At 71.2% G+C, this 17,034-nt stretch carries 13 protein-coding genes; 11 read left to right on the top strand and 2 right to left on the bottom strand.

The annotated features are described in order from the left end of the window. Positions 1-16 precede the first annotated feature (16 nt). The 3 genes from uvrB to EDD39_RS32915 all read left to right on the top strand — a co-directional run bounded on the left by uvrB (position 17) and on the right by EDD39_RS32915 (position 4,167). Complete coding sequence (uvrB, locus tag EDD39_RS32925) at positions 17-2,107, top strand: excinuclease ABC subunit UvrB (protein WP_123563018.1); 2,091 nt, start codon at positions 17-19, stop codon at positions 2,105-2,107. Positions 2,108-2,329: 222 nt separating this feature from the next. Further along, on the top strand, positions 2,330-2,914 hold the full coding sequence (locus tag EDD39_RS32920; protein WP_030459664.1) for a TerD family protein: 585 nt from the start codon (positions 2,330-2,332) through the stop codon (positions 2,912-2,914). Positions 2,915-3,186: 272 nt separating this feature from the next. Next, positions 3,187-4,167, top strand: a complete 981-nt coding sequence (locus tag EDD39_RS32915) for a TerC family protein (protein WP_123563016.1) — start codon at positions 3,187-3,189, stop codon at positions 4,165-4,167. Positions 4,168-4,228: 61 nt separating this feature from the next. Here EDD39_RS32915 and EDD39_RS32910 read toward each other — a convergent pair whose 3' ends face one another. Both EDD39_RS32910 and EDD39_RS32905 read right to left on the bottom strand, forming a co-directional pair. Next, positions 4,229-4,882, bottom strand: coding sequence for an MBL fold metallo-hydrolase (locus tag EDD39_RS32910; RefSeq protein ID WP_123563014.1), 654 nt, complete (start codon positions 4,880-4,882; stop codon positions 4,229-4,231). 49 nt (positions 4,883-4,931) lie between these two features. Next, on the bottom strand, positions 4,932-5,711 hold the full coding sequence (locus EDD39_RS32905; protein WP_123563012.1) for a maleylpyruvate isomerase family mycothiol-dependent enzyme: 780 nt from the start codon (positions 5,709-5,711) through the stop codon (positions 4,932-4,934). A 255-nt stretch (positions 5,712-5,966) separates the two neighbouring features. Between EDD39_RS32905 and uvrA the strand changes: the two genes are divergently transcribed. From uvrA to EDD39_RS32865, 8 genes are all read left to right on the top strand, one after another. Beyond that, on the top strand, positions 5,967-8,846 hold the full coding sequence (uvrA, locus tag EDD39_RS32900) for an excinuclease ABC subunit UvrA (protein ID WP_123563010.1): 2,880 nt from the start codon (positions 5,967-5,969) through the stop codon (positions 8,844-8,846). Positions 8,847-8,958: 112 nt separating this feature from the next. Then, positions 8,959-9,378 carry a Rieske (2Fe-2S) protein gene (locus EDD39_RS32895; RefSeq protein WP_123563008.1) on the top strand — a complete coding sequence of 140 codons (420 nt, stop codon included), beginning with the start codon at positions 8,959-8,961 and terminating at the stop codon, positions 9,376-9,378. A gap of 52 nt (positions 9,379-9,430) precedes the next feature. Then, positions 9,431-11,437, top strand: a complete 2,007-nt coding sequence (uvrC, locus tag EDD39_RS32890) for an excinuclease ABC subunit UvrC (protein WP_123563006.1) — start codon at positions 9,431-9,433, stop codon at positions 11,435-11,437. Between the two features lie 2 nt (positions 11,438-11,439). Continuing rightward, a complete protein-coding gene (gene rapZ / locus EDD39_RS32885) occupies positions 11,440-12,318 on the top strand; it encodes an RNase adapter RapZ (RefSeq protein ID WP_030459657.1) in 879 nt (292 codons plus the stop codon). An 86-nt stretch (positions 12,319-12,404) separates the two neighbouring features. Continuing rightward, the gene (locus EDD39_RS32880; RefSeq protein ID WP_123563479.1) at positions 12,405-13,439 is read left to right on the top strand and encodes a gluconeogenesis factor YvcK family protein; all 1,035 of its coding nucleotides are present in this window, start codon (positions 12,405-12,407) and stop codon (positions 13,437-13,439) included. After that, on the top strand, positions 13,430-14,410 hold the full coding sequence (whiA, locus tag EDD39_RS32875) for a DNA-binding protein WhiA (RefSeq protein WP_014138611.1): 981 nt from the start codon (positions 13,430-13,432) through the stop codon (positions 14,408-14,410). The genes EDD39_RS32880 and whiA overlap by 10 nt, the downstream gene beginning before the upstream one ends. A 238-nt stretch (positions 14,411-14,648) precedes the next feature. Then, positions 14,649-15,656, top strand: a complete 1,008-nt coding sequence (gene gap, locus EDD39_RS32870) for a type I glyceraldehyde-3-phosphate dehydrogenase (protein WP_123563004.1) — start codon at positions 14,649-14,651, stop codon at positions 15,654-15,656. A gap of 164 nt (positions 15,657-15,820) precedes the next feature. Next, complete coding sequence (locus EDD39_RS32865) at positions 15,821-17,026, top strand: phosphoglycerate kinase (RefSeq protein ID WP_123563002.1); 1,206 nt, start codon at positions 15,821-15,823, stop codon at positions 17,024-17,026. Positions 17,027-17,034: the final 8 nt, after the last annotated feature.

Genomic DNA, 17,034 nt, shown 5'->3' with positions numbered 1-17,034 from the left:
TCGTACGGTGGGGGGCGTGCGTCCCATCACGAGTATCGAGCGGTCCGTGGCGCCCTTCGAGGTCGTCAGTCCCTACCAGCCCAACGGTGACCAGCCGGCGGCCATCGCCGAGCTGGAGCGCCGCGTCCGCGCCGGCGAGAAGGACGTCGTCCTGCTCGGCGCGACCGGCACCGGCAAGTCGGCCACCACGGCCTGGATGATCGAGAAGCTGCAGCGCCCCACCCTGGTGATGGCGCCGAACAAGACGCTGGCCGCCCAGCTGGCGAACGAGTTCCGCGAGCTGCTGCCGAACAACGCGGTCGAGTACTTCGTCTCGTACTACGACTACTACCAGCCCGAGGCGTACGTCCCGCAGACGGACACCTACATCGAGAAGGACTCCTCGATCAACGAGGAGGTCGAGCGGCTGCGCCACTCCGCCACCAACAGCCTGCTCACCCGGCGGGACGTGATCGTGGTGGCCTCGGTCTCCTGCATCTACGGCCTCGGCACCCCGCAGGAGTACGTGGACCGGATGGTCCGGCTCAAGGTCGGCGAGGAGGTCGACCGGGACGCCCTGCTGCGCCGCTTCGTCGACATCCAGTACACCCGCAACGACCTGGCGTTCACCCGCGGCACCTTCCGGGTCCGCGGCGACACGATCGAGATCTTCCCGGTGTACGAGGAGCTCGCCGTCCGGATCGAGATGTTCGGCGACGAGATCGAGGCGCTGTACACGCTGCACCCGCTGACCGGCGAGGTGATCAGCCAGGACGACTCGATCCACGTCTTCCCCGCCTCGCACTACGTGGCCGGCCCGGAGCGGATGGAGCGGGCGATCACCGGGATCGAGGCCGAGCTGGAGCAGAGCCTGGCCCGGATGGAGAAGCAGGGCAAGCTGCTGGAGGCCCAGCGGCTGCGGATGCGCACCACGTACGACATCGAGATGCTCCGCCAGATCGGCACCTGCTCGGGCGTCGAGAACTACTCGATGCACTTCGACGGCCGCGAGCCCGGCTCCCCGCCGAACACCCTGCTCGACTACTTCCCGGACGACTTCCTGCTGGTCATCGACGAGTCGCACGTCACCGTCCCGCAGATCGGCGCGATGTATGAGGGGGACGCCTCGCGCAAGCGCACGCTGGTCGAGCACGGCTTCCGGCTCCCCTCGGCGATGGACAACCGGCCGCTGAAGTGGGAGGAGTTCCAGGAGCGGATCGGCCAGACCGTCTACCTGTCGGCCACCCCGGGCAAGTACGAGCTGGCCCGCGGCGACGGCCAGGTCGAGCAGATCATCCGCCCGACCGGCCTGATCGACCCCGAGGTGATCGTCAAGCCGACCGAGGGCCAGATCGACGACCTGGTGCACGAGATCCGGCAGCGGGTGGAGAAGGACGAGCGGGTCCTGGTCACCACGCTCACCAAGAAGATGGCCGAGGACCTCACCGACTACTTCCTCGGCCTCGACATCCGGGTCCGCTACCTGCACAGCGACGTCGACACCCTGCGCCGGATCGAGCTGCTGCGCGAGCTGCGGGCCGGCGAGTACGACGTGCTGGTCGGCATCAACCTGCTGCGCGAGGGCCTCGACCTGCCCGAGGTCTCGCTGGTGGCGATCCTGGACGCGGACAAGGAGGGCTTCCTGCGCTCCGGCACCTCGCTGATCCAGACCATCGGCCGCGCGGCGCGCAACGTGTCCGGCCAGGTGCACATGTACGCGGACAAGATCACCCCGGCGATGGACCTGGCGATCAGCGAGACCAACCGCCGGCGCGCCGTCCAGCAGGCGTACAACGAGGAGCACGGGATCGACCCGCAGCCGCTGCGGAAGAAGATCGGCGACCTGCTCTCCACCATGGCGGGGGAGGACGTCGACACCGAGGAGCTGCTCGCCACCGGGTACCGGCAGCAGGGCAAGGGCAAGGCGCCGGTCCCGGCGCTGGGCATCGACCGCAAGCCCGCCAAGAGCCTGCCCGCGGCCGAGCTCGCCGAGCTGATCCAGAACATGACCGACCGGATGCACACCGCCGCGGCCGAGCTGCAGTTCGAGGTGGCGGCCCGGCTGCGGGACGAGGTCAAGGAGCTCAAGCGCGAGCTGCGGCAGATGCGCGAGGCCGGGATGGCCTGATCCGGCGTCACCTCCGGTCGGGCGCGGCCGATTCTCCGCCCGGCCGGGGGCGCTGTGTCGTAGTTTGGCCACAGCCCGCCCGTTCCCCGCCGCAGGGGCGGCGCGAGGGCGGAACGGCGGCGTAGGGTGGGGCGCGGTCTGCCCGGGGCCAGGACGTTCCGGGTACGGCCGGACGTGCGACAGGACGCCGGGCGGGGCCCGGAGGAAGCAGAGGTCGGCAGCGTGTCCGTGAACCTGGCCAAGGGCCAGAGCGTGAGCCTGTTGAAGTCCACCGGCGAGACTCTGTCCGTGGTCCGGATGGGCCTCGGATGGAAGTCGGCCCCCGGCAAGCGCGGCTTCTTCAGCCGCCGCCCCAAGGAGATCGACCTCGACGCGTCCGCCCTGCTGTACGACGGCAAGGTGATGAGCGACGTGGTGTTCTTCTCCCACCTGGTCAGCAACGAGGGCTCGGTCCGGCACACCGGCGACAACCTGGTCGGCGGGGCCGGGGCGGGCGGCGACGACGAGAGCATCATGGTCGACCTGACCAAGGTGCCCCGCCGGGTCACCCAGATCGTCTTCACCGTCAGCTCGTACACCGGCCAGAACTTCATGGAGGTCCAGAACGCCCACTGCCGGCTGGTCGACGAGACCACCGGCAAGGAGCTGGCCCGCTACGAGCTGACCGGCGGCGGGCCGCACACCGGGCAGATCATGGCCAAGGTCGAGCGGGACGGCGAGGGCGGCTGGAAGATGACCGCGATCGGCGCCCCCGCCAGCGGCCGCACCTTCCGGGACATGCTGCCCTTCATCGAGCCCTTCCTCTGATCCGGGATCCGGGACCCCCGCTCCGGGACCTGACGCCCGATCAGCCGACCGCTCGACAGAGGGAGTTCTTTACCTTCTTTACCTTCCCTTGGGCTTCCTGTTAACCTTCTGGGAGCGGAGGGGAGTATTCCCCGTTCAGCGACCCCGTCATCACGGGCGCCCATCGCGGCGTCCCGGGGCGCTGGCCGTGCGGCGCCCGCCGGGTGCGGGCCGCGCGGCGGAAGAGACCTCCGGCAGTGACGAGTGTTCGCCTATCTGCCGGAGGAGCAGACATGGACGTATCCGCGGGCCTGTGGGCCGGCACCATCGCGGTGCTGATCGCCCTGATCGTGGCCGACTTCTTCATCGGCGGCCGCAAGCCGCACGAGGTCTCCGTCAAGGAGGCCGGCATCTGGACGGCGGTCTGGGTGGCGCTGGCCGCGCTGTTCGGCGGCTTCCTCTGGTGGCACGGCGGCGGGAAGCCGGCCGGTGAGTTCTTCGCCGGCTACATCACCGAGAAGTCGCTCAGCGTCGACAACCTGTTCGTGTTCATCCTGATCATGGGCAAGTTCGCGGTGCCGAGGATCTACCAGCAGCGGGTGCTGATGTTCGGCGTGATCATCGCCCTGGTGCTGCGGGCGGTCTTCATCGCCGGTGGTGCGGCGCTGGTCTCCGAGTTCTCCTGGGTGTTCTACTTCTTCGGCGCCTTCCTGGTCTGGACGGCCTGGAAGCTGATCAAGGAGGCCCGGGCCGACGAGGAGGAGGAGTTCGAGGAGAACCGCCTGCTCAAGTCGGTCCAGCGGCGCGTCCCGGCCACCGGCGACTACCGCGGCACCAAGCTCTTCGTCCGGGAGAACGGCCGCCGGCTGGTCACCCCGATGCTGATCGTGATGCTGGCGATCGGCACCACCGACGTGCTGTTCGCGCTGGACTCGATCCCGGCCATCTTCGGCCTCACCCAGGACCCGTACATCGTCTTCACCGCCAACGCCTTCGCGCTGATGGGCCTGCGCCAGCTGTACTTCCTGATCGGCGGCCTGCTGAAGAAGCTGGTCCACCTCTCCTACGGCCTGTCGGTGATCCTCGGCTTCATCGGCGTCAAGCTGGTGCTGCACGCGCTGCACGAGAGCGGCGTGCACGTGCCGGAGATCAGCATCCCGGTCTCGCTGGCCTTCATCGTGCTGACCCTGGCGGTCACCACCGTCACCAGCCTGGTCGCCGCGAAGAAGCAGGCGGCCGAGGAGGCCGCGGAGCCGGAGAAGATCGACGCCTGATCCCGCACGCGCCCGAGGGCCCCCGCCGGAGTCGTCCGGCGGGGGCCCTCGGGCGTGCGGCTCACCAGCCGCGCTCGCGCCACTCCGGCAGGTGCGGGCGCTCGGCGCCCAGCGTGGTGTCGTCGCCGTGGCCGGGGTAGACCCAGGTCTCGTCCGGGAGCCGGTCGAAGATCTTCTCGGTGACGTCCCGGAGGAGCGAGTCGAAGGCGGCCGGGTCGCCCCAGGTGTTGCCCACCCCGCCGGGGAACAGGCAGTCGCCGGTGAACAGGTGCGGGTGGCCCTGCGGGTCGTCGTAGACCAGCACGATCGCGCCCGGGGTGTGGCCCACCAGGTGGCGGACGGTCAGCTCGATCTGCCCGAACCGGAGCACCGAGCCGTCCTCCAGCGGGAGGTCGGTGGGCACGTCGATGCCCTCCGCGTCGATCCGCCCGGCCACGGTGCGGGCCCCGGTGACGGCCACCACCTCGGCCAGCGCGCCCCAGTGGTCGCGGTGCCGGTGGGTGGTGACCACCGCGGCCAGCCGGGGGCCGACGGTCTCCAGCAGCACCGGGGCGTCGGCGGCGGCGTCGATCAGCAGCTGCTCGTCGGTGGCCCGGCAGCGCAGCAGGTAGGCGTTGTTGTCGTGCGGGCCGACCGCCACCTTGGTGACGATCAGGTGGGCCAGCTCCCGGACGTCCGGCGCCCCGCCGACCTTCACCGCTCCGTGGTACGTCATCACGCCGCTCCTCGCTCGCCGCTGGGGGTTCTCCCGTCAACCGGTCCCATCATCCCATCGGGGGGAGCTCGGGCAGCGCCGTGCGGGGGTCGACCAGGCCCTCGTCACCGCGGTGGACCTGCAGGCCGTCCCCGTTCGAGCGGCCGGACAGCCAGCCGGTGAGCGCCCGCACCGGGCCCTCCGCGACCAGCCCGGGCTTGTCGCCGTCGCCGCCGTCGCCGCCGCCGAGCCGGGCCTCCAGCCCGGCGTCCTCGGCGACCAGCAGCACGGCGGGCAGGCCCGGCAGGTCGCCGAAGTGCGCGCCCAGCCGCCGGAACTCGGCGACCGCGAACGGCTCCGGCCAGTGCGCCGGGGTGTAGCCGGCGTTCAGGTCGACGTGGTGGTACTCCAGCTCGGCGAGCCGCTTCACCGGCAGCTGCCAGGCCGGGAAGACGTAGCCGGAGCGGTGGGTGAGCGGGACGGTCCAGTGCTCGGGCGCCAGCAGGGCGGCGGCGTCCTGGAAGCGCTGCTGGCTGGCCCGGACGTCGGCGACCTGCTCGGCCAGCGGGCGCCCGGCGCCGGCCTCGATGTCGGCGTCCCGGGCCTCCGGGCTCGGGTACTGCGGAATGTTCTCGCCGGTGCGGGCGCTGGTGAGGAGGTTGACCAGCGAGTCCGCGTTGCGGGCGATGTGGGTCAGCACGTGCCCGCGGGTCCAGCCGGGCAGTCCGGACGGCTCGGGCAGCTGCGCGGGCTCCAGCTCGGCGAGGGTGTGCAGCAGCAGTTCGGTGCTCTCCGCGGTGGCCCGCAGCTGCTCGGCGGCTGCGGCGGCTGCGGTGGTGGCGTCGCTCATCGGGGCGGTGCCTTTCGACGGTCGGTGGGACGGGGCACGGCGGTGCGACCCGGACCCGGGCGTTGCCCGAGTCGGTTGTCAGTCGTTGACGCTACCGTCGAGCGCGGGTGCCGTTCACCCGTCCGGGTGGCTCCGGCTGGACAGGCTCAGATTCGAACGAATGAGCCAGTACGCTGGCGGGCGCATCCTGGAAGAAGCACTGATGAAGCTCTCAACTCCCTCCCCCCTTCGACCCGGAGAAAGGCGCCAGTAGCAGTGGCAGACCGCCTCGTCGTCCGTGGTGCACGCGAGCACAACCTCAAGAACGTCTCGCTCGACCTGCCCCGGGACTCCCTCATCGTCTTCACGGGCCTCTCCGGGTCCGGCAAGTCCTCCCTCGCCTTCGACACGATCTTCGCGGAGGGCCAGCGGCGCTACGTCGAGTCGCTCTCCTCGTACGCCCGGCAGTTCCTCGGCCAGATGGACAAGCCGGACGTGGACTTCATCGAGGGCCTCTCCCCGGCCGTCTCGATCGACCAGAAGTCCACCAACCGCAACCCGCGCTCCACCGTCGGCACCATCACCGAGGTGTACGACTACCTGCGCCTGCTGTTCGCCCGGATCGGCAAGCCGCACTGCCCGCACTGCGGCCGCCCGATCGCCCGGCAGTCGCCGCAGGCCATCGTCGACAAGGTGCTGGAGCTGCCCGAGGGCACCCGGTTCCAGGTGCTCAGCCCGGTGGTCCGGGAGCGCAAGGGCGAGTTCGTCGACCTCTTCGCCGACCTGCAGTCCAAGGGCTACGCCCGGGCCCGGGTGGACGGGCAGACCGTCCAGCTGACCGAGCCGCCGGTGCTGAAGAAGCAGGAGAAGCACACGATCGAGGTGGTCATCGACCGCCTCACCGTGAAGTCGAGCGCCAAGCGCCGGCTCACCGACTCGGTGGAGACCGCCCTCAAGCTGGCCGGCGGCATGGTGGTGCTCGACTTCGTCGACCTGGCGGAGGACGACCCCGAGCGCGAGAAGATGTTCTCGGAGCACCTCTACTGCCCGTACGACGACGCCTCCTTCGAGGAGCTGGAGCCGCGCTCCTTCTCCTTCAACTCCCCGTTCGGCGCCTGCCCGGACTGCTCGGGCCTGGGCAACCGGATGGAGGTCGACCCGGAGCTGCTCGTCCCCGACGAGGAGAAGTCGCTCGACGAGGGCGCCATCCACCCCTGGTCGCAGGGCGCCACCAAGGAGTACTTCCAGCGGCTGGTCAACGCGCTGGCCGGCGAGCTCGGCTTCCGCACCGACCTCCCGTGGGCCGGCCTGCCGGTCCGGGCGAAGAAGGCGCTGCTGTACGGCCACAAGACCCAGGTCGAGGTCCGCTACCGCAACCGCTACGGGCGCGACCGCTCGTACACCACCGCCTTCGAGGGCGTCGTCCCGTTCGTGACGCGCCGGCACTCCGAGTCGGAGAGCGACGCGGGCCGCGAGCGCTTCGAGGGCTACATGCGCGAGGTGCCCTGCCCGACCTGCAAGGGCACCCGGCTCAAGCCGGTGGTGCTGGCCGTCACGGTGATGGACCGCTCGATCGCCGAGGTCTCCGCGATGTCGATCAGCGACTGCGCGGACTTCCTGGGCGAGCTGCGGCTGGACCGGCGGGACAAGCAGATCGCCGAGCGGGTGCTCAAGGAGGTGCTGGAGCGGCTGCGCTTCCTGGTCGACGTCGGCCTCGACTACCTCTCGCTCAACCGCGCCGCGGGGACGCTCTCCGGCGGCGAGGCCCAGCGGATCAGGCTCGCCACCCAGATCGGCTCCGGCCTGGTCGGCGTGCTGTACGTGCTGGACGAGCCGTCCATCGGCCTGCACCAGCGCGACAACCACCGCCTGATCGAGACCCTGGTCCGGCTGCGCGACATCGGCAACACGCTGATCGTCGTCGAGCACGACGAGGACACCATCAAGACCGCCGACTGGATCGTCGACATCGGCCCCGGCGCCGGCGAGCACGGCGGCAAGGTGGTGCACTCCGGCTCGCTGAAGGAGCTGCTGGCCAACGAGGAGTCGCTGACCGGCCAGTACCTGTCCGGCAAGCGCGCCATCCCGATCCCGGCGGCCCGCCGCCCGCGGGACAAGAAGCGCCAGCTGGTGGTGCACGGCGCCCGCGAGCACAACCTCAAGGACGTCACGGTCGCCTTCCCGCTGGGCACCTTCACGGCCGTCACCGGCGTCTCCGGCTCCGGCAAGTCCACGCTGGTCAACGACATCCTGTACGCGCACCTGGCCCGCGAGCTGAACGGCGCCCGCAGCGTCCCCGGCCGGCACACCCGGATCACCGGCACCGACCTGGTCGACAAGGTGGTGCACGTCGACCAGTCGCCGATCGGCCGCACCCCGCGCTCCAACCCGGCCACCTACACCGGCGTCTTCGACCACGTGCGCAAGCTGTTCGCGGAGACTCAGGAGGCCAAGGTCCGCGGCTACCTGCCCGGCCGGTTCTCGTTCAACGTCAAGGGCGGCCGCTGCGAGAACTGCTCCGGCGACGGCACCATCAAGATCGAGATGAACTTCCTGCCGGACGTCTACGTCCCCTGCGAGGTCTGCCACGGCGACCGCTACAACCGGGAGACGCTGGAGGTCCACTACAAGGGCAAGTCCATCGCCGAGGTGCTGAACATGCCGATCGAGGAGGCGCTCGACTTCTTCGAGGCCGTCCCCGCGATCGCCCGCCACCTCAAGACGCTCAAGGAGGTCGGCCTCGGCTACGTCCGGCTCGGCCAGCCCGCGACCACGCTCTCCGGCGGCGAGGCCCAGCGCGTCAAGCTCTCCGCCGAGCTGCAGAAGCGCTCCACCGGGCGGACGGTCTACGTCCTGGACGAGCCCACCACCGGCCTGCACTTCGAGGACATCAGCAAGCTGATCAAGGTCCTGGAGGGGCTGGTCGACAAGGGCAACACCGTCATCGTCATCGAGCACAACCTCGACGTCATCAAGACCGCCGACTGGCTGGTCGACATGGGTCCCGAGGGCGGCTCCGGCGGCGGCAGCGTGGTCGTCGAGGGCACTCCGGAGGAGGTCGCGGCCGCCACCGCCAGCCACACCGGCAAGTTCCTGCGCGACATCCTGCCGGGCGTCTCGGACGCGGCGCCCGCGGCGAAGCGCCGCAAGAAGTAGCCCGCCGTCCACCGGGTCCGCCCGGGGAGCGCCCGCCGCTCCCCGGGCGGACCCGTCGGTGCGTGCTACGTTGCTGGGTTGCTGGCGCCCTTCCCCGCACCGAGGAGTCCCGATGCCCGAGCCCACCGCCTCCCGCCGTACCGTCCTGTGCTGCGCGGCCGTCGCGCTGGCCGGTGCCACGGCCGCCGGGTGCTCCTCCTCCGGTGGAGGCAAGGACGAGGCGAAGTCGACGACCGGCCCGGTCGACCTCGGCGCCGCCGCGGACGTCCCGGTCGGCGGCGGGAAGGTCTACCGGGAGCAGGGCGTCGTGGTGACGCAGCCGACGGCGGGGGAGTACAAGGCGTTCAGCGCGAAGTGCACGCACGCGGGATGCCTGGTCAACGGCGTGGTCAAGGAGCAGATCCAGTGCCTGTGCCACGGCAGCCGGTTCGGCATCGCCGACGGCGCCGTCCAGGACGGCCCGGCGCCGAAGCCGCTGCCCACCTACCAGGTGGCGGTCCAGAACGGGAACCTCCAGGTCACCAAGAGCTGACGAACCGCGGCGGGCGCCGCGGAGTGTCGGCGCCAGTCGGTACGGTAGGGGCATGGCTGACCCGTCCACCTACCGCCCCGCACCGGGGGCGATCCCGCTCTCGCCCGGGGTGTACAAGTTCCGCGACGCGCACGGCCGGGTCATCTACGTGGGGAAGGCGAAGAGCCTGCGCCAGCGGCTCTCCTCGTACTTCCAGGACCTGGCGCACCTGCACCCGCGCACCGCGACGATGGTCACCACCGCGGCGTCCGTGGAGTGGACGGTGGTCTCCACCGAGGTCGAGGCGCTGCAGCTGGAGTACTCCTGGATCAAGGAGTTCGACCCGCGGTTCAACGTCAAGTACCGGGACGACAAGAGCTATCCGGAGCTGGCGGTCACCCTCGACGAGGAGTACCCCCGGGTCCAGGTGATGCGCGGGGCGCACAAGAAGGGCGTGCGCTACTTCGGCCCGTACGGGCACGCCTGGGCGATCCGCGAGACGGTCGACCTGATGCTCCGGGTCTTCCCGGTCCGCACCTGCTCCAACGGCGTCTTCAAGCGGGCCCAACAGGTCGGCCGCCCCTGCCTGTTGGGGTACATCGGCAAGTGCGCGGCGCCCTGCGTGGGCCGGGTGTCCGCCGAGGAGCACCGCGAACTCGCCGAGGAGTTCTGCGACTTCATGGCCGGCCGGACGGGCAACCACCTGCGCCGGCTCGAGCAGCAGATGCAGCAGGCCGCCGCCGAGATGGAGTACGAGAAGGCCGCCCGGCTGCGCGACGACCTGGGCGCGCTGCAGCGCGCGATGGAGAAGAACGCGGTCGTCCTGGGCGACGGCACCGACGCCGACCTGCTGGCCGTCGCCGAGGACGAACTCGAGGCGGCCGTGCAGATCTTCCACGTCCGCGGCGGCCGGGTCCGCGGCCAGCGCGGCTGGGTCACCGACAAGGTCGAGGACGTGGACACCGCCGGCCTGGTCGAGCACGCCCTCCAGCAGCTGTACGGCGAGGGCAGCGAGCAGGTCCCGCGCGAGGTGCTGGTGCCCGCGCTGCCCGGGGAGGCCGTGCACGAGTGGCTGTCCGCCCTGCGCGGCGCCCAGGTCGACCTGCGCGTCCCCCAGCGCGGCGACAAGAAGGACCTGATGGAGACGGTCCAGCGCAACGCCCAGCAGGCGCTGGCCCTGCACAAGACCAAGCGCGCCTCCGACCTCACCACCCGCAGCCGGGCCCTCCAGGAGATCGCCGACGCCCTGGAGCTGGACTCGGTGCCGCTGCGCATCGAGTGCTTCGACATCTCGCACCTCCAGGGCGAGGACGTGGTGGCCTCCATGGTGGTGTTCGAGGACGGCCTGGCCCGCAAGAGCGAGTACCGGCGCTTCCAGATCAGGACGTTCGAGGGCCAGGACGACGTCCGCTCGATGCACGAGGTGATCACCCGCCGGTTCCGCCGCTACCTCCAGGAGCGCGAGCAGACCGGCGAGTGGGCGGTGCCGGAGCAGGAGCCCGCCGAGGGCGAGGAGGCGCTGACCGACGAGAACGGCCGCCCCAAGCGCTTCGCCTACCCGCCGCAGCTGCTGGTGGTCGACGGCGGACAGCCGCAGGTCGCCGCCGCCGTCCGGGCGCTGGACGGGCTGGGCATCGACGACGTCGCGGTGTGCGGGCTGGCCAAGCGGCTAGAGGAGGTCTGGCTGCCCGGCCAGGACGACCCGGTGGTGCTGCCGCGCTCCAGCGAGGGCCTGTACCTGCTGCAGCGGGTGCGCGACGAGGCGCACCGCTTCGCCATCACCTACCAGCGGGCCAAGCGCGCCAAGCGGCTCACGGCGGGGGAACTGGACTCCGTCCCCGGGCTGGGCGAGACTCGCCGCCGGGCCCTGCTCAAGCACTTCGGTTCGCTGAAGAAACTGCGCGCGGCGACCGTCGACGAACTGTGCGAAGTGCCCGGGGTCGGGCGCCGCACCGCCGAGACTGTTGCCGCAGCCTTGGCCTCCCGTACACCCGCCGCATTCGCGGTCAACACCGCGACCGGCGAGATCATCGAAGACAGCACGGCCACAGCAGTACCGAGAAGCGGGGAAGAGACGTGACAGTGTCCAACGGGGGGGAGACCACCCCCGAGCTGGTGATCATCTCGGGGATGTCCGGGGCGGGCCGTTCCACCGCCGCCAAGTGCCTGGAGGACCTCGGCTGGTTCGTGGTCGACAACCTGCCGCCCGCGCTGATCCCCACCATGGTCGACCTCGGCGCCCGCTCGCAGGGCGCGGTGCCGCGGATCGGCGTCGTGGTCGACGTCCGCGGCCGCACCTTCTTCGACGACCTGCTGACCTCGCTGGAGGAGCTGGAGAAGCGCGGCGTCCGGCTGCGCGTCGTCTTCCTCGACTCCTCCGACGACGCCCTGGTGCGCCGCTTCGAGTCGGTCCGCCGCCCGCACCCGCTGCAGGCCGACGGCCGGATCGTCGACGGCATCGCCCAGGAGCGCGAGCTGCTGCGCGAACTGCGCGGCGAGGCCGACCTGGTGGTCGACACCTCCAACCTCAACGTGCACCAGCTGCGCGCCAAGATGGACGCCCAGTTCGCCGGCCAGGACGAGCCGGAGCTGCGCGCCACCGTGATGTCCTTCGGCTTCAAGTACGGCCTGCCGGTCGACGCCGACCTGGTCGTGGACTGCCGCTTCCTGCCCAACCCGCACTGGGTGCCCGAGCTGCGGGCCCGTACCGGAACCGACCCGGACGTGGCAGAGTACGTGTTCCAGCAGCCCGGGGCGCAGCAGTTCGTGGACGGCTACACCGAGCTGCTGCGGATCATCACCGAGGGCTACCGCCGCGAGGGGAAGCGCTACATGACGCTTGCCGTAGGCTGCACCGGAGGCAAGCACCGCAGCGTGGCGATGTCCGAGCAGCTGACGAAGCGTCTGATCGCGGACGGCGTCGAGACGGTGCTGGTCCACCGGGACATGGGCCGGGAGTAAGCGGCCGGGAAACCCCCGTACCGCCGCCCCGGCCGAGCACGAGACAGGAACATGGGGTCGGCGTGACGGGATACGTGCCAGCGCGGCTGCAGCTCCGGACCAGACCTGCCGAGCGGGCCGTCCAGTCACCGCGGCCCGGCGTGCCGAAGATCGCCGCGCTGGGCGGCGGCCAGGGCCTGTCCGCCTCGCTGTCCGCGCTGCGCCGGCTGACCACCGAGCTGACCGCCGTGGTCACCGTCGCCGACGACGGCGGCTCCAGCGGCCGGCTGCGCGCCGAGCTCGGCGTGCTGCCGCCCGGCGACCTGCGCAAGGCGCTGGCCGCGCTGTGCGGCGACGACGAGTGGGGCCGCACCTGGTCCGAGGTGATCCAGCAGCGCTTCGCCGGCACCGGCGAGCTCGGCGGCCACGCGGTCGGCAACCTGCTGATCGTCGCGCTGTGGGAGAAGCTCGGCGACCCGGTGGAGGCGCTGAACTGGGTCGGCCGGCTGCTGAACGTGCAGGGCCGGGTGCTGCCGATGTCGGCCGTCCCGCTCGACATCGAGGCCCTGGTGCGCGGCCACGACCCGCTGCGCCCCGCCGAGGTGTCCGCGGTGCGCGGCCAGGCGTCGGTGGCCGTCACGCCCGGCACCGTGCAGTCGATCCGGCTGCTCCCGGACGAGCCGCCCGCCGTCCCGGAGGCCGTGCAGGCCGTCCTGGAGGCGGACTGGGTGGTGCTCGGCCCCGGCTCCTGGTTCACCAGCGTGCTGCCGCACCTGCTGGTCCCCGAGCTCGCCAAGGCCCTCACCGAGACCCGGGCCCGCCGCCTGCTGACCCTCAACCTGGCCCCGCAGCCCGGCGAGACCGAGGGCTTCACCCCGCAGCGCCACCTGGAGGTGATCGCCGACCACGCCCCCGGCCTGGCGGTCGATGCGATCCTGGTGGACGAGCGCGCGGTCAGCGGCGGCGCCTTCGGCCTGGCCGACCTGGCCGGCCTGGAACAGGCCGCCGAGCGGATGGGCGCCGCACTGGTGCTCGACTCGGTGGCCCGCGACGACGGGACGCCGCGACACGACGCGGAGCTCTTGGCCGCGGCGTACGACCGGATTTTCCGGACTCATGGAAGGATCGGCCCATGGCGATGACGGCAGCGGTGAAAGACGAGATCTCCCGGCTTCCCGTCACCCGTGCCTGCTGCCGCAAGGCGGAGGTCTCGGCGATCCTGCGTTTTGCGGGCGGACTGCACATTGTGAGCGGCCGCATCGTGATCGAGGCGGAGCTGGACACCGGCATTGCGGCCCGGCGGCTGCGCAAGGACCTCCTGGAGATCTTCGGACACTCCTCGGATCTGGTGGTGATGGCCCCCGGCGGGCTGCGACGCGGCAGCCGGTACGTGGTGCGGGTGGTGAAGGACGGCGAGCTGCTGGCCCGGCAGACCGGGCTGGTGGACGGACGAGGGCGGCCGATCCGGGGCCTGCCCCCGGCGGTGGTCTCCGGCGCGACCTGCGACGCGGAGGCGGCCTGGCGCGGCGCGTTCCTCGCCCACGGCTCGCTGACCGAGCCCGGGCGCTCCTCCTCCCTGGAGATCACCTGCCCCGGCTCCGAGGCGGCGCTCGCCCTGGTCGGCGCGGCCCGCCGGCTCGGCATCCCGGCCAAGGCCCGCGAGGTGCGCGGCGTCGACCGGGTGGTGATCCGCGACGGCGACGCGATCGGCGCGCTGCTCACCCGCCTCGGCGCGCACGAGTCGGTGCTCGCCTGGGAGGAGCGCCGGATGCGCCGCGAGGTGCGGGCCACCGCCAACCGGCTGGCCAACTTCGACGACGCCAACCTGCGCCGCTCGGCCCGCGCCGCGGTGGCCGCCGGCGCCCGGGTGCAGCGCGCCCTGGAGATCCTCGGCGAGGAGGTGCCCGAGCACCTGGCCGCGGCCGGCGCGCTGCGCATGCAGCACAAGCAGGCCTCGCTGGAGGAGCTCGGCGCGCTCGCCGACCCGCCGCTGACCAAGGACGCGGTGGCCGGCCGGATCCGCCGGCTGCTGGCGATGGCCGACAAGCGGGCCGCCGAGCTCGGCCTGCCGAACACCGAGGCCAACCTGACCGAGGAGATGGCCCTGAACTGACGGGACTGACGGGAAGTCAACCGTCGGACCGCGCACCGAGGGGGCGCGCGGAGCAGGCCGCGGCAGCCGCCGCACCCGCTCCGCGCGCCCCTTCCGCGCACCCGGGCCGCCCCGTCCCAACCGGTGAGGCGATGTGCCTTGCGACACTTGGGGGAGGTAGGGTCAGCAGTGGTCGGGGACAACCCAAATTTCACCCCCGTCGGGCTCCGGCCCGGCGTACCTAAGAGGAGATCGGTTCGTGACGATCCGGGTAGGCATCAACGGGTTCGGCCGCATCGGCCGCAACTTCTTCCGTGCGGTCAAGTCCCAGGGCGCTGACATCGAGATCGTCGGTGTCAACGACCTGACCGACACCAAGACGCTGGCTCACCTGCTCAAGTACGACACCACTCTCGGTACCTTCCCCGGCGAGGTCTCGCACACCGAGGACAGCATCACCGTCGACGGTCACACCTTCAAGGTCACCGCCGAGCGCGACCCCGCCAACCTTCCCTGGGCCGAGCTGGGCGCCGACATCGTCGTCGAGTCCACCGGCATCTTCACCAAGGCCGATGCTGCGAAGAAGCACATCACCGCCGGTGCCAAGAAGGTCATCATCTCGGCGCCCGCCAGCGACGAGGACATCACCATCGTCCTGGGCGTCAACGAGGACAAGTACGACGCGGCGGCGCACGACATCATCTCGAACGCCTCCTGCACCACCAACTGCGTGGCGCCGATGGCGAAGGTCCTGCATGAGAACTTCGGCATCGTCAAGGGCCTGATGACGACCGTGCACGCCTTCACCAACGACCAGGTCACCCTGGACTTCCCGCACAAGGACCTGCGTCGCGCCCGCGCCGCCTCGCAGAACATCATCCCGACCTCGACCGGTGCCGCCAAGGCCACCGCCCTGGTCCTGCCGGAGCTCAAGGGCAAGCTGGACGGCACCTCGCTGCGCGTCCCCGTCCCGACCGGCTCCATCACCGACCTGGTGGTCACCCTCGAGCGCGAGGTCACCAAGGACGAGGTCAACGCCGCCTTCCAGAAGGCCGCGCAGGAGGGCCCGCTCAAGGGCTACCTGGCGTACACCGAGGACCCGATCGTCTCCTCGGACATCGTGAACGACCCGCACTCCTGCATCTTCGACTCGCAGCTGACCATGGTGCAGGGCAACCAGGTCAAGGTGCTCGGCTGGTACGACAACGAGTTCGGCTACTCGAACCGCCTGGTCAACCTGGTCTCGCTCGTCGGCGACCAGCTCTGATCCCAGCGGTAGCTGACGCGACGTGAGGGGCAGGGCCCGGACGGCTGTCACCGCCGACCGGGCCCTGCCGCTGCGCCCACCCCCGTCCGTCCTACCCCTCGATACCGGTGGCCCGCCGTCGTGTCGCCGTCTGCGCACCGTTCCACCCCCTGAGGAGCAAGACCGTGAAGACGATCGAAGACCTGGAGGTCTCCGGCAAGCGGGTGTTCGTCCGCGCCGACCTCAACGTGCCGCTGTCCGGTGACACCATCACCGACGACGGCCGGATCCGCGCCGTCGCGCCGACCATCGCCAAGCTCGTCGAGCGCGGCGCCCGCGTCGTCGTCGCCTCGCACCTGGGCCGTCCCAAGGGCGAGCCGGACCCGAAGTTCTCCCTCGCGCCGGTGGCGGTCCGCCTCGGCGAGATCCTCGGCCGGCCGGTGGCGTTCGCCACCGACACCGTCGGGGACAGCGCGAAGGCCACCGTCGCCGCCCTCGGCGACGGCGAGGTCACGCTGCTGGAGAACCTGCGCTTCAACGCCGGCGAGACGTCCAAGGACGACGCCGAGCGCGGCGCGTTCGCCGACGAGCTGGCCGCCCTCGCGGACCTGTACGTCGGCGACGGCTTCGGCGCGGTGCACCGCAAGCACGCCTCCGTCTACGACCTCCCGGCCCGGCTGCCGCACGCGGTCGGCGACCTGATCGCCACCGAGGTGGGCGTCCTCAAGCGCCTCACCGAGGACGTGGCCCGCCCGTACGTGGTGGTGCTCGGCGGCTCCAAGGTCTCCGACAAGGTCGGCGTGATCGAGAACCTGCTCGGCAAGGCCGACCGGATCCTGATCGGCGGCGGCATGATGTACACCTTCATCGCGGCCCAGGGCCACGGCGTCGGCGCCTCGCTGCTCCAGGAGGACCAGATCCCGGTCGTCCAGGACTACCTGAAGCGCGGCGCCGAGCAGGGCGTGGAGTTCGTGGTCCCGCTGGACACCGCGGTCTCCGGCAGCTTCCCGGACGTCAAGGGCGGCGCCCCGGTCGAGGACTACGCGGTCGTCGACGTGGACGCGATCCCGGACGGCGCGCTCGGCCTGGACATCGGCCCGAAGACCGCGCAGCTGTTCGCGGAGAAGATCGCCGACGCGAAGACCGTGTTCTGGAACGGCCCGATGGGCGTCTTCGAGCACCCGGCGTTCGCCGACGGCACCCGCGCGGTCGCCCAGGCGCTGCTCGACTCCGACGCGTTCACCGTGGTCGGCGGCGGCGACTCGGCGGCGGCGGTGCGCACCCTGGGCTTCGACGAGGCGAAGTTCGGACACATCTCGACCGGCGGTGGCGCGAGCCTCGAGTACCTGGAGGGCAAGACCCTCCCCGGTCTCGCCGCCCTGGAGGACTGAGAAGGATC

Origin of the sequence: Kitasatospora cineracea (assembly GCF_003751605.1) — a bacterium.
GTDB classification, from domain to species: Bacteria; Actinomycetota; Actinomycetes; order Streptomycetales; family Streptomycetaceae; genus Kitasatospora; species Kitasatospora cineracea.
The sequence above is the reverse complement of the archived record's forward strand: the minus strand, read 5'-3'. Positions and strand labels throughout refer to the sequence as shown.

What these genes read in the sequence shown, in the direction of transcription:
- EDD39_RS32905 (WP_123563012.1), bottom strand. Translation starts at nt 5,711, where the DNA reads ATGAGCGACGCCACCACCGCAGCCGCCGCAGCCGCCGAGCAGCTGCGG.
- uvrC (WP_123563006.1), top strand. Translation starts at nt 9,431, where the DNA reads ATGGCTGACCCGTCCACCTACCGCCCCGCACCGGGGGCGATCCCGCTC.
- EDD39_RS32895 (WP_123563008.1), top strand. Translation starts at nt 8,959, where the DNA reads ATGCCCGAGCCCACCGCCTCCCGCCGTACCGTCCTGTGCTGCGCGGCC.
- EDD39_RS32910 (WP_123563014.1), bottom strand. Translation starts at nt 4,882, where the DNA reads ATGACGTACCACGGAGCGGTGAAGGTCGGCGGGGCGCCGGACGTCCGG.
- whiA (WP_014138611.1), top strand. Translation starts at nt 13,430, where the DNA reads ATGGCGATGACGGCAGCGGTGAAAGACGAGATCTCCCGGCTTCCCGTC.
- EDD39_RS32915 (WP_123563016.1), top strand. Translation starts at nt 3,187, where the DNA reads ATGGACGTATCCGCGGGCCTGTGGGCCGGCACCATCGCGGTGCTGATC.